An 11,911-nucleotide genomic window follows, 5' to 3' on the forward strand; every position below is an offset into this window, starting at 1 on the left:
GAGAAAGGATCAAACGAAAAACCATCGAACATCGGCGCTTGCAATACCGCAAGATCGCCGCCTAATATCAACCAACCGATGGAACCAAATACTCGCCTATTTTAAACCGGTATCAGTCTCAAATTATCTGACGACGGACAATCGAACGACCAAAGACCAATGATTTTAAGGCATGCTACGCTGCCTGTGACATACAAAATAGATGAACCAAATGTAGTAACGAGCTTGGGGTGAAAAGCTGCCTTGATAAGCCCGCTCATTGATTGACGGAGTTCGCTTTTCAGGCACATCAGAGCAATGGCAATAACTATCCATATTATGGTGGCAAGCTGACGATTGCTTAGTTGTATAAGAAATTCGGTCATGCCCTGATTATAGCGGCTTGATAATTATATTCCTCAGATATGTTTCAAAATTTTCTACCGCTTCCCGCATCTCATCAAGATAGCTATGCCGATTGTATATGGCCGCCACGCCACTGATTGCCCCGGACACGTGATTGAGTAATTTTTCAGTGACATGGATAGGCGTACCAAGCTGCGCCAGGGTCGAACTGTATGTCCGGCGAAGGTCATGCAATACATACGGCTCAACACCTTCCAAGGTATCGTCAAATGCCCGCTTGCTTTTGCTCCAGCTGTTGAAGTGATTGGCTCCCGGCTTGCGGCCCGGAAACATAAAGTCACTGCCAACATGTTCTGGCAAGTTATCGAGGATAGCCGCCACCTGCTCACCATAGGGAAATACATGCAATCGGCGGTTCTTGGTGAAGTCGGCTGGAAAGGTAATCAGCTGTTTTTCTCGATCTATCCACGACCACCGCAAGCTACCGACCTCACCCCGTCGCTGGCCGGTCAGGATCAGCAACTGCACAATCGGACCATAGGGCCATCGGTAGGTACTGGCTTTCTCAAATATCTCCACCAATTCATCTGGCTGCAATACTCGGTCACGGGATTGTTGTTTTGATGGTGGCTGCATCGAGGCAATGGGGTTGCTGGGGAGATATTCTTCTCGCACCGCCCAGTTAAAAAATACCTTCAAGGCGACAAAGGCATGTCGTTGCTCTGATGGCTTGTCTTTCAGTCGGTTTAACTTTGTCTGGATATCAGCACGGGTGATTTCAGATAAACGCTTTCGGCCAAAAGCAAAGTGAGAGGTGAGTAGTCGCCGGTATTCAGACACAGTGCCGGGACGATTCTTGAGGGTGCTGGCTTCTAGGTATAGCGCCAGCGCCTCCATATACGGCGGAGATGGTCGTTTCTCTATCAAGCCGAGGGTGAGGCCAGCTTGCAGACCTTTCGCTTTGTCTCGGGCCTGTTTGAGCGAAATGGTGGGATAGCGACCGAGGGTGAAGCGACGCCGCTCGACGCCGTGCACCACCACAAAAGTTTTAGTGCCGCCCTGCGATACTCGAACGCCAAACCCTGACTGTCCGGTGTCCCAATAGGTGGTCTGTCCCTTGGTGGGGGCGGGCAGGGCACGGATGGAAATATCAGTGAGAGCGAGAGTAGGCATCTTAGGCTCTCTATAGGCTCTTTGATTGTGTGGGTAGGGGTGAAAAGAAGTGTTCACCTAAATTCAATTTATCCATTTGATATTAAATGTATAAAAGTGATTTGTGAGTTTACCTGAAAAGCTATGTTTACTGTCTACAGCAAATTCCTAATCTGGGGGCCACAGGTTCGAATCCTGTCGGGCGCACCATTATCCCTGATATTTCGTGCGGCAAACATCCGGGTAGAGTTTTGAGTTCAAGCCGCGGGCCAAGATCGGATGCGCCGCCATATATCCGCTAAAGTGCCATGACGATCAAATGGGCTTATCGTACTTTTAAGCCAATGCCACAATGCTGGCCATGATCAGCCGAACTAGGTCGGCCTGGCCACGCGTCCCAGTCTTTGCATAAATGCGTTTAGAATAAAGGCGCGCGGTTTCATGGGTGAGGCCAAGCAGGGCGGCGGCTTCCTTTATCGTGACGCCGCGGCTGATATGCAAGGCGAGACGCGCTTCCTGAAGTGTCAGACCAAAGAGATTGGCCAAATGCTGACTGCGCTCGATGCTGCTGGATCGCTCTCCATGCACAAAGGCGATGGCTAGCGGTTGCATGGCGCTTGGGAGATCCGTTGGCGGACTGGTGAGCAGCATGTCCAGCCAAGGATTATCAGACAGATGAACGCTCCGCACGACACGCTCGCCGGCCTGCCGCATTTGCAGAAACTTGCGGAGACTGCCTTGTGCATCAGCACTCTCGGCGATCAGGCGACCATCGGGTGACTTGCGCAAGGTCTGCGCTTCGTGCACCAATGCCTCCGCCTGTTCGCTCATATCAATGATCCGTCCCGCCCCGTCGAGGGTGAACCAGCCAAAATTGAGCCGCATGATCGCATCTGCCGAAATGCCCGCTTTCAGCCTTTGCCGCTCAAGCTCCGAATGGGTGCCAGCGGCAATCGCAAGATGATTGGCAAGCGAACCTAGCAGGGCTCCGTCACTGGTAGAGAAGTCGCTATTTTTGCGGCCAAGCGAAAGCCAGATTTGTCCGCCATTGGGCTCGGCAACACGCATGCTGCGGGCAAAGCGGATATCAGCATCCTGCCCGACAAACGCCCTGAAGCGGCTTTGTCGGGGATCATTCTCTTCCGAAAACTCATCGAGGGAATAGACCCGATTCAGCCGCATCATTGTATCGGGTAATGCGTTGGGGATTCCGGATTTCTGCAGATGGTGCCCGTTAATATCGCCGGAATCGTGAGGGAGTGGGGGTATGCGGATCGCTTGCAACCAATCGTGATCACCCTGAAAGAACAGCACAGCATGATCTGCAGCGGTTCTCCGTCGCAACTGCTCCAGAAATTCTTCCCATGGGGGCGCGCCAAGCGTGCCACGATGGAGCGCGGCAATCAGATCCAGTTCTTCTCCTAGAATAATCGACATTCTGCCTTTATATCCCATTTGGGAACTACATGCGAGTTCAAAGAGCCTATGAGGGGGCAACCGATCAAGAATGGAATCTCAAGTGACCCGTATCTTAACCCACTTAGAACGACTCGAAGCCGAAGCGATCCACATCATGCGCGAAGTGATGTCGGAGGCACAGAAACCGGTGATGATGTATAGTGTCGGCAAGGACAGTGCAGTATTGCTTCATCTAGCCAAAAAAGCATTTTATCCGTCGCCGCCGCCATTTCCTCTGCTCCATGTAGACACGACGTGGAAATTCAGGGACATGTATGCGTTGCGCGAAAAGGCAGCGCAAGATGCAGGGATGGAATTGATAGTCCATCACAATGCAGAAGCGAAAGAGCGTGGAATCAATCCGTTCGATCATGGTCCCCTCCATACAGACATGTGGAAAACGGAAGGGTTGAAGCAGGCGCTTGATTTGCACGGTTTTGACGTGGCTTTCGGCGGGGCACGACGGGACGAAGAAAAAAGTCGAGCCAAGGAACGTATATTCTCGTTCCGCACGGCAAGTCATGGATGGGATCCTAAAAACCAGCGACCTGAATTGTGGAATCTTTATAATGCCAAAAAGGCCAAAGGGGAGAGCATTCGGGTCTTTCCGATCAGCAACTGGACCGAACTTGATATCTGGCAATATATCATGGCAGAAAATATCGAGATCGTGCCGCTCTACTTTGCGGCGCCGCGTCCGACTTACATTCATGAAGGCGGACTGTTCATGGCCGATGATCTGGGGCGGCTTGAAAAAACGATGGGCTACAAACCGGAAATTGCTACCCGCTCCGTCCGATTTCGTACGTTGGGCTGCTTCCCGCTAACCGGTGCTGTGGAGAGCACGGCTTCGACTCTTTCGGAAGTCATCCAGGAAATGCTGCTGACGACAACCAGCGAACGTCAGGGCCGCGTGATTGACAAGGATGAAGGCGGTGCTGGCATGGAGAAGAAAAAGCAGGAGGGCTATTTCTGATGGCCGAACAGACCGGAAAAGAAGCAATTTACAAGACCGAGGCGCTGATTGCCGAGGATATCGACGCCTATCTTGCCCAGCATCAGAACAAGGAACTGCTCCGGTTCATTACCTGTGGCAGCGTCGATGATGGCAAGAGCACATTGATTGGCCGACTGCTATATGACAGCAAGATGATTTTTGAAGATCAGCTGGCTGCGCTCGAAGCGGACAGTAAAAAGTCCGGCACACAAGGCCAGGAGATAGATTTCGCTCTGCTTGTCGATGGACTTGCTGCCGAGCGGGAGCAGGGTATTACCATCGACGTGGCCTATCGCTTTTTCGCGACAGAGAAGCGCAAATTTATCGTTGCGGATACGCCGGGTCACGAACAATATACGCGCAATATGGTTACCGGCGCCTCGACTGCCGACGCTGCCGTCATTCTGGTCGATGCACGCAAGGGCATATTGGTCCAGACCAGGCGGCATTCCTATCTGGCGCACCTGCTTGGCATCAAGAATTTGATCCTGGCGGTGAACAAGATGGATTTGGTAGATTTCAGTCAGGAAATCTTTGATACCATCGTAAGGGAATATCAAGAGTTCGCCACCGAAATCGGTATACAGAGCTTTACCGCTATTCCGATTTCCGGTTTCAAGGGCGACAATATTACCGAGGCGCCATCTGCCAATATGGTCTGGTATGGCGGTCCTGCGCTGATCGCCCATCTTGAGAATATCGAGATTGCGGCGACCGCTGCTCAGGAGAAGCCATTCCGCATGCCTGTACAATGGGTCAATCGGCCCAATCTTGATTTTCGTGGTTTTTCCGGACTCATTGCCGGCGGCAACGTCAAGCCGGGCGACCCGGTTCGCATCGTGCCGTCAGGCAAGAACAGCCGGGTAAAAAGCATCGTAACATTGGACGGAACGCTTGAGGAGGCAGTGGCAGGCCAGTCTGTGACGATCACGCTTGAAGATGAGATCGATTGCTCACGCGGTGATGTGATCGCGGCTGCCGGAGATCCACCTGAAGTTTCCGATCAGTTCGAATCCACGATTGTCTGGATGAGCGACGAAGCCCTTAAACCCGGTCGTGGTTATTGGCTTAAATTGGCCTCGCAAACCGTGAGCGCGTCGGTGCACGAGCCTAAATATGAAATCAATGTCAATACGATGGAACATTTGGCAGCCAAGGCATTGGAACTGAACGCAATTGGCGTTGCTGAAGTGCATACCGACAAGCCAATCGTTTTCGAAGCCTATGCAGAAAGCACAGAGCTTGGCGGGTTCATTCTGGTGGACAAGATCACGCACGCGACGGTTGCTGCCGGCATGCTTCATTTCAGCTTGCGTAGGGCAGACAATGTCCATTGGCAGCCCACAACGATATCAAGAGAAGAGCATGCCGTGCTCAAGAACCAGACGCCGCGGGTGCTGTGGTTTACCGGTCTTTCCGGCTCGGGCAAATCGACGATCGCCAATGAGGTGGAGAAAAAGCTCAATCTGATGAATCGCCATACGTTTTTGCTCGACGGGGATAATGTCCGACACGGCCTCAACAAGGATCTGGGCTTTACCGAGGCGGACCGTATCGAGAATATCCGGCGCGTGGGTGAGGTCGCAAAACTGATGACCGATGCGGGATTGATAGTGCTGACCGCCTTTATCAGCCCCTTCCGGGCCGAACGCAACATGGTGCGCGAGATGCTTCCTGAAGCAGAGTTCATCGAGATTTTTGTTGATACGCCGCTGGAAGTTGCCGAAGCGCGCGATGTGAAAGGCCTCTACAAGAAGGCGCGCAGTGGTAAATTGAAGAATTTCACCGGCATCGACAGCCCCTATGAATCTCCGGAAAGTCCCGAAATCAGGGTCAATACGGTGGAGATGACACCCGCAGAAGCGGCCGAATATATTGTCCGTCAAATCATGCCCCTGAAATGAGTAATACCATGACCGACGCTGATCTTGCTGCCCATCTCGCCCATACAGCCGGGCGGATTCTGCTTGAGGTCCGCGACAGTGGAATGATCGACGGCAAGGCGCTCGGCAACGCTGGTGACCAGACCGCCAACCAGTTTCTGATCCATGCATTGCGCCACCAGCGTCCGGAAGACGGCCTGCTTTCGGAAGAGAGCAAGGACACAGCAGAGCGTTTGATTAAATCACGCGTCTGGATCATCGACCCGGTCGATGGTACGCGAGAATATGGCGAGTGTCGGACGGACTGGGCAGTCCATGTCGCCCTAGCGATCGACGGTGTCGCGACTATCGGTGCCGTCGCATTGCCCGGGCTGGCTGGTGGCCTTGTGTTGCGCAGTGACAAGATCACAGATCTTCCCGACCGTCAGGGTCCGCCTCGACTGGTTGTCAGTCGTACCCGCCCGGCAGCTGAAGCGTTGTCCGTAGCAGAGCGCCTGGGGGGCGAATTGCTACCCATGGGTTCTGCTGGCGCGAAGGCCATGGCTGTGGTGCAGGGGGAAGCGGAAATATATCTTCATTCCGGCGGCCAATTTGAATGGGACAGCTGCGCGCCTGCAGCCGTGGCATCCGCTTATGGCCTGCACTGCTCCCGTATCGATGGCTCGCCGCTGGTCTATAATCAGGAGGACACTTATATGCCCGATTTGCTGATCTGCAGGAAGGAATGGACCGAAGCTGTTTTTGACGCGCTAAGCCGCGGATAACAGGACAGTGAAAGCAGTGAACTAGCAACAGCGACCGGATCAGAGCGGAAGTCGGAGTTTGCGGATGAAGATATTCCATCCAGATTGGACTGCCGCCGATGACGGGTTTGAAGAGTTCAGTATAATTCAGATAGAAGGCTTTTATTGACCAGCCTTCACCAATCGTGCCCGCTGAGTCGGTTGCGCTCTATGGTCCGCTGCGGTAAGACCATTGTGATTTTTTGGAACCAGACCTTGGAAGATATCAGCCTAGAATCATCCCGCGTCGCAAATTTAACTGCAAAGCAGCGAGAATGCTTGCATCTCGTGGTGCTGCGAAAGTCCTCCAAGGAAATAGCCCGGATTCTTGAAATTTCCAAACCGGCAGTGGATCAACGTCTGGTGAGTGCCCGGCGAGTCCTGGGGGCATCAACTCGGGATGAGGCTGCGCTCATATACGCCCGAGCTTCCGGGACCTATGATCGGATACTATATGATCCGGTAGGTGTTCCCTTCGATGACAATTTTGGTTCAGAAGAAAGTCAGGATGAGCGCTCAAATTCATCCATGCTCGAAGAGGTGTCATTCGCGTATGATGTCGATGCCGAGCATGATTTGAATGTGTGGCCGCAAATCCTGAAGGAGCCCGACGGTAGCTGGGGAACCGCGCAAAGAATTGCCATCATAGTCGTTCTGACTATCGGAATTTTGGCGATTGTGTTGATCGGCTTGTCAGTCTCCCAGTCTCTTTCCAGTCTGTTGACAGCCTAGATACAGACTAGGCTCTCATTTTTTGAAACAGCATTAATCCGCGTTTCGCGGGGAGGAACAACTATGTCTTATCAAATCAGAATAGCGACCGATCAGATCAAACGCGATGTACCCCTTACCGAGGCTTCCATTGATCAGGCCCTGATCTCGGTGTCCAGCTTGATGGTTACATTGGTGCAAGCGCGCTTGGACACCGGTGTGCCAGCCGCTACTGGCCAGACTGCCGTTCGCAGACTGGCAAGGGCACAAATGGCGCTGGTTGAAGCGAGCAGCGATGTCTTGCGCGTGCATGGTGAACTGCAAAAGGTTGGGCAGGAATTCGCTGGCATGGATCTTCATGAACAATGTCCTCCTGCTCAAGCAGCAGTTGTTTCAGGCACATTTCACTCCGTTGCCGCCTGAACGATCAAAGGTTGACGGGAATGCTCGGGAATGGTCCATCTAGACAATGCGGACTTTCGTTTTTTTACTCTTCCTCGGTGCAATCTGCATCTATGCCTTGTATCGGGGAGGAGGACCGGAGCGTTGGGCTGCAGGTGTGGTCATTGCCATGGTGGTGCTGGATCCAGCCGTTCATATCTTCACACCGCTTGAATATGCCACACTGGATCCTGGGCATTTGGTTATCGATTTGGCCGGGTGGATCGGCTTTCTTGCGATTGCGCTGCGTGCGAATCGGTTCTGGCCGTTATGCGTAGTATCGCTTCAGACGATCTCGCTCGTGGCCCACTCGGCAAGACTGCTCGACATGACGATTCACCCCAAAGCCTATATGATCATGCAAATCGCTACTTCCTATCCTTTGTTGGTGTTGTTGTTGATAGGGACCTATTGCCATCAGCAAAGGCTGAAAGCCAAGGGGATCGACAGGTCCTGGCGCAACTCATAGAGATTGTCGCACCGGATCAGGCGGGGAGACTTTCCCGGGAACTGCTGGAAGAGTTCGATTCGATCGGCCGGATACTTGGCCAGTCCGAGGCGGCTTTGCAACGGGTGCTCGCTGGCAATGAAGCGGTGGTGAAATTGCTCAAGGCAACCGAACGGTTCATGCTAGCCAAGCTGAAGAACGAATTGCCTCGCAAGCTCATTCCAGCCACCGACCAGAGGCTTGTGAAATATCTGCAGGCCCAGATCGGCAGTCGCACCTCTGAGACCATGCGCATATTATTTCTGGATGCCTCCCATCATTTGCTGAGCAATCAGGAATTTGGCGAAGGGTCGCCGCAGCGGCTCTATGTTCAGCCCCGGAATATTTTGAAGCGTGCGCTGGAACTCGACGCGAGTGGGCTCATTCTGGTGCACAATCATCCAGGCGGCAATCTGACGCCGAGCCAGTCAGATCGCGACTTTACCCGGTCGATCCAGATGCTGTGCCGGGAACTGGGGATATCTGTGCATGATCATATCATCATCACGAGCGAAGGCTGGGCCAGTTTCAGAAAGCTCAAGATATTGTGATCCGGTTGCTGGAAGAGGTTGCGGAAATCCCGTGCCCATAAGATAGTTTGGTTGCGAACGCGGGCAATGCATGGCAATTTGCCTGGACGACGAATTTTCAAGCAAAGGAACTGGACATGGCAACCGCGATACAGACCGATATCTCCGCTATGGGCGTTGGGCCGGGATTTTCGATCCCCGATCCGCATCATATCGAGAGCCTGAAAGGCAAGGTCTCGGAGGCAGAATGGCAGATCCGCTGTGAACTGGCCGCGACCTACCGGCTCTGTGCGATGCATGCCTGGACCGACCTGGTCTTCACCCATATTTCTGCCCGCTTGCCGGATGAAGACGGGGAGGAGCGGTTCCTGATCAACCCTTATGGTGTCTTGTTCGACGAAATGACCGCATCGGCGCTGGTGAAGATCGACCTTGATGGCAATATCAAGCAGGACACGCCCTATTTCATCAATCCCGCCGGCTTCACCATCCACAGTGCGGTGCACAGCGCCCGCGAGGATGCGGGCTGCGTCATTCATGTCCACACGCCTTATGGCATTGCCGTGTCGGTCCAGAAGGCGGGGCTGAGACGCTACACGCAATTTTCGATGCAGGTCCATGATGACCTTGCCTATCACGATTATGAAGGCATCGCGCTGGATCTCGACGAGCGCGACCGGTTGATCCATGATCTGGGCGAGAAGAGCCTGCTGATCCTGCGCAACCACGGGACGCTGACGGTGGGGCAGAATTGCGCCATTGCCTTTCTGCGCATGTATATCCTCGAGAATGCCTGCAAGACGCAGATATTGGCGCAGTCGGTGGGCGGCGAGGAGCATCTGCATGAAGAGGGCGCGGATATGGGGCATCGCGTGCACCAGCAGGCGGCGGCGGCGTTTCAGAAGGGATTTGGCGACAATCTGATCTGGCCTGGTCTGATGCGCAAGCTGCAGCGCACCAACCCGGGATTTGATCACTAGAGATCGAAGGGCTGGCGGGAGAGGATCTCGACTGTCTTGTTCTCGAACACGGCGGATCCCAGTTCCTGCTTCTTTTCCGTCAGTAGTGCATCCCGCTCGCGGGCCATCTCGATGATCGGATCGTGGAACTGCTGGACGGCGGCGGTCAGCCAGTCGTTGACCAGCGGGTCGCCGGGTGCGCCGGTCATGTCGAAGGCGCGCAGCCGCTTGGCAATGGCCTCGGCCGGCATCAGATATTCGTAGGTAACCCAATAATTGGTCGTGAACCAGCTGATCGGCATGCCGTCGAGTCCGAAACTGAGCGCGGCGAAATGGACGACGCCCTGGGTTTTCTTGCCATTGGGCAGTTTGGCCGGCGGCTGGTAATAAGGTTCGACGCCGTCAAACAGGGCGAGCGGCAGGAACATATGGAAATGGCCATGTTCGCCGGCTTCGCGCTCTTCGGGCTTGTGCGCATGGTAGAACCAGCGCGACTTGGTGCCGGGCGCGACACAATCCCCCTTGGGATAATGCTGATATTGAACGAAAGGGGCGTCTGCCGGTACCACTCTGGGTACTAGCGAGACGCCCTCTCTTGCTATTTGGCCGGTAAGCGCAAACAGCCTTTCCAGTGCATTTTGCAATGCGGAATAAGCTTTGGCTTACTCGGTAACTTCTTCAGTTGCTGCAGCTGCGGCATCGCCTGCAGCGTCTGTGGCTTCTTCAGCAGCACAAGTCGCTTCTTCAGCGGCACAGGTCGCATCTTCAGCAGCTTCGTCAGCCATAACAGCCGAATCGTCAGCCATAGCTGCATCGTCAGCCACAACAGCTGCGTCGTCAGCTGGTTCTGAACAAGCAGAAAGAGCAGGAACAGCAAGTGCGAGTCCGCCGGCTACAGCAAGCATTTTACGGAAGTTGGTTTCGGTTTTCATGTAATATATCCCCTTTGGATGAACTAGACCTGCTCCTTTATCTGGAAAGACAGGGGCATGGCAAGCCCATTTCGTAAATATTGCATTAATCTGGCAGATTGCAGGGTATTTCTGCGCCATTGAATCCAGCGATTCCTTCCCGTCTAGCGTTCGACGCCGCGAATCTTGCCCCATTGCCGGGCCACCGTATAGCCGAGATAGCCGGTCCCGAAGAGCGCATAGAGCGGCTCGGGGATGCCGGCGAGATAGGCGTTCATGCCGCTGGCAATGTCACGGGCGGCCTCGGGCCGGAAGGCGGCGATCAGGCCCATCGGGATCGACCAGAGCAGCAGCAGATACATGACATAGAGGAAACTGGGGCGGGCGCGGCTGGTCCAGGGGTCGGCCGATTGCGCCTCCGCCAGGATCGCCGCCATCTGCACGCGGACCTCCTCCAGTTCCTGGCTGCCTTCCAGCTTGAGCAGTTCCAGCTTGGCCCGGTCCCGCGCATCGCGGTCGGGGATGACCTTGTCGATAATATGGGAAATCGGGCCGATCAGGGTTGAGATTATGGACATTTTCGCAGGTTCCTTTGTGGTTGGGGGATTTCAAAGTTGGTCAAAGTTGGGGCCAATGAGGGGTTTCGCGGGCGGGACAGTTCAGAAAGAGTCTGAAGAATGGGCGGCGATCCTGACAAACTTTACAGGGTTATGAAAAATTTCCGTCTGCACCGGATTCAGCCGATCCGCTGGGCCAGCCAGCCATAGACAAAGGCTTCATTGGCCGGACGGGATTCGGCGAGTTCGATATAGCGCGCGCCCTGCAGCGCCTCGACTGCCTTCAGCAGCACGTGTTCGCCGTCGCTGCCGCGGCGGCGCAGGAAGGCGGCCAGCGCCGCCAGCGTCCTCGCCCCGATCCGGCGATCGACCGCCAGATCCTGATAATCCCGGCCGTTGCGGTTGAGCGCGTTCAGCGCGCGCTGCAGAAAGCCGCTGGCGGTGCCGGTGCCCATATTGATCCCGGTATCGAACAGTTCCGCGGCAATCAGCGGCGCCAGCCCGGCGACCTGATCATAGGCAGGGCGCTGCCAGTAATTGCGCCGGTAGATCGCCGCCGCTTCGGCGCGCGGAAAATGGCGCATGTCGCCGGCATAGCCCTGCGCCCGCGCCACCGCCTCGGTCACGCCATAGCGAGTCGCGCCGCCGCGATCGGCCGGGTGATCGACAAATCCCCCTTCGCGTTCAACCAGTTCGTC

Annotated in this window: 14 protein-coding genes; 8 read left to right on the top strand and 6 right to left on the bottom strand. The window is 54.7% G+C overall.

Features of this window, described 5'->3' with window-relative positions; genetic code table 11:
• Positions 1-372: 372 nt before the first annotated feature.
• Together ACEW8J_RS05925 and ACEW8J_RS05930 are read right to left on the bottom strand one after the other, a co-directional pair.
• Positions 373-1,518 carry a tyrosine-type recombinase/integrase gene (locus ACEW8J_RS05925; RefSeq protein WP_373490723.1) on the bottom strand — a complete coding sequence of 382 codons (1,146 nt, stop codon included), beginning with the start codon at positions 1,516-1,518 and terminating at the stop codon, positions 373-375.
• Between the two features lie 315 nt (positions 1,519-1,833).
• Positions 1,834-2,934 (bottom strand): helix-turn-helix transcriptional regulator, encoded by a 1,101-nt coding sequence (locus ACEW8J_RS05930; protein ID WP_373490724.1) that lies wholly within the window; start codon positions 2,932-2,934, stop codon positions 1,834-1,836.
• A 70-nt stretch (positions 2,935-3,004) separates the two neighbouring features.
• On the opposite strand from ACEW8J_RS05930, the gene cysD reads away from it, so the two are divergent.
• The 8 genes from cysD to ACEW8J_RS05970 all read left to right on the top strand — a co-directional run bounded on the left by cysD (position 3,005) and on the right by ACEW8J_RS05970 (position 9,766).
• Positions 3,005-3,931, top strand: a complete 927-nt coding sequence (gene cysD / locus ACEW8J_RS05935) for a sulfate adenylyltransferase subunit CysD (protein ID WP_373490725.1) — start codon at positions 3,005-3,007, stop codon at positions 3,929-3,931.
• Entirely contained in the window at positions 3,931-5,856 is a 1,926-nt protein-coding gene (cysN, locus tag ACEW8J_RS05940; RefSeq protein WP_373490726.1) for a sulfate adenylyltransferase subunit CysN, read from the top strand. Before cysD ends, cysN begins: the two co-directional genes overlap by 1 nt.
• 8 nt (positions 5,857-5,864) lie before the next feature.
• Complete coding sequence (locus ACEW8J_RS05945; protein WP_373490727.1) at positions 5,865-6,599, top strand: 3'(2'),5'-bisphosphate nucleotidase CysQ; 735 nt, start codon at positions 5,865-5,867, stop codon at positions 6,597-6,599.
• A 234-nt stretch (positions 6,600-6,833) separates the two neighbouring features.
• Positions 6,834-7,349, top strand: coding sequence for a sigma factor-like helix-turn-helix DNA-binding protein (locus tag ACEW8J_RS05950; protein ID WP_373490728.1), 516 nt, complete (start codon positions 6,834-6,836; stop codon positions 7,347-7,349).
• A gap of 63 nt (positions 7,350-7,412) precedes the next feature.
• On the top strand, positions 7,413-7,751 hold the full coding sequence (locus tag ACEW8J_RS05955) for a hypothetical protein (protein ID WP_373490729.1): 339 nt from the start codon (positions 7,413-7,415) through the stop codon (positions 7,749-7,751).
• 46 nt (positions 7,752-7,797) lie between these two features.
• Positions 7,798-8,238 carry a hypothetical protein gene (locus tag ACEW8J_RS05960; RefSeq protein ID WP_373490730.1) on the top strand — a complete coding sequence of 147 codons (441 nt, stop codon included), beginning with the start codon at positions 7,798-7,800 and terminating at the stop codon, positions 8,236-8,238.
• Positions 8,181-8,807 (top strand): RadC family protein, encoded by a 627-nt coding sequence (locus ACEW8J_RS05965; RefSeq protein WP_373490731.1) that lies wholly within the window; start codon positions 8,181-8,183, stop codon positions 8,805-8,807. Before ACEW8J_RS05960 ends, ACEW8J_RS05965 begins: the two co-directional genes overlap by 58 nt.
• Before the next feature lie 116 nt (positions 8,808-8,923).
• Complete coding sequence (locus ACEW8J_RS05970) at positions 8,924-9,766, top strand: class II aldolase/adducin family protein (RefSeq protein ID WP_373490732.1); 843 nt, start codon at positions 8,924-8,926, stop codon at positions 9,764-9,766.
• Here the strand turns inward: ACEW8J_RS05970 and ACEW8J_RS05975 are convergent.
• The 4 genes from ACEW8J_RS05975 to ACEW8J_RS05990 form a co-directional block, all read right to left on the bottom strand.
• Positions 9,763-10,389: a hypothetical protein gene (locus ACEW8J_RS05975; RefSeq protein ID WP_373490733.1), complete on the bottom strand. Its 627-nt coding sequence runs from the start codon at positions 10,387-10,389 to the stop codon at positions 9,763-9,765. The two genes, ACEW8J_RS05970 and ACEW8J_RS05975, sit on opposite strands and share 4 nt — an antisense overlap.
• A gap of 18 nt (positions 10,390-10,407) precedes the next feature.
• Complete coding sequence (locus ACEW8J_RS05980; protein ID WP_373490734.1) at positions 10,408-10,797, bottom strand: hypothetical protein; 390 nt, start codon at positions 10,795-10,797, stop codon at positions 10,408-10,410.
• A gap of 23 nt (positions 10,798-10,820) precedes the next feature.
• Positions 10,821-11,234, bottom strand: a complete 414-nt coding sequence (locus ACEW8J_RS05985) for a holin family protein (RefSeq protein WP_373490735.1) — start codon at positions 11,232-11,234, stop codon at positions 10,821-10,823.
• Positions 11,235-11,392: 158 nt separating this feature from the next.
• On the bottom strand, positions 11,393-11,911 hold a 519-nt coding region (locus tag ACEW8J_RS05990; RefSeq protein WP_373490736.1), incomplete at its 5' end, for a glycoside hydrolase family 108 protein.

The organism is Parasphingorhabdus sp., assembly GCF_041748495.1.
In the GTDB taxonomy this organism is placed as follows: Bacteria; Pseudomonadota; Alphaproteobacteria; order Sphingomonadales; family Sphingomonadaceae; genus Parasphingorhabdus.

Bases quoted from the DNA above. Each gene is read 5' to 3' on its own strand.
- ACEW8J_RS05925 (WP_373490723.1), bottom strand. From the start codon at position 1,518: ATGCCTACTCTCGCTCTCACTGATATTTCCATCCGTGCCCTGCCCGCC.
- ACEW8J_RS05930 (WP_373490724.1), bottom strand. From the start codon at position 2,934: ATGTCGATTATTCTAGGAGAAGAACTGGATCTGATTGCCGCGCTCCAT.
- cysD (WP_373490725.1), top strand. From the start codon at position 3,005: ATGGAATCTCAAGTGACCCGTATCTTAACCCACTTAGAACGACTCGAA.
- cysN (WP_373490726.1), top strand. From the start codon at position 3,931: ATGGCCGAACAGACCGGAAAAGAAGCAATTTACAAGACCGAGGCGCTG.
- ACEW8J_RS05945 (WP_373490727.1), top strand. From the start codon at position 5,865: ATGACCGACGCTGATCTTGCTGCCCATCTCGCCCATACAGCCGGGCGG.
- ACEW8J_RS05955 (WP_373490729.1), top strand. From the start codon at position 7,413: ATGTCTTATCAAATCAGAATAGCGACCGATCAGATCAAACGCGATGTA.
- ACEW8J_RS05960 (WP_373490730.1), top strand. From the start codon at position 7,798: ATGCGGACTTTCGTTTTTTTACTCTTCCTCGGTGCAATCTGCATCTAT.
- ACEW8J_RS05970 (WP_373490732.1), top strand. From the start codon at position 8,924: ATGGCAACCGCGATACAGACCGATATCTCCGCTATGGGCGTTGGGCCG.
- ACEW8J_RS05980 (WP_373490734.1), bottom strand. From the start codon at position 10,797: ATGGCGCAGAAATACCCTGCAATCTGCCAGATTAATGCAATATTTACG.
- ACEW8J_RS05985 (WP_373490735.1), bottom strand. From the start codon at position 11,234: ATGTCCATAATCTCAACCCTGATCGGCCCGATTTCCCATATTATCGAC.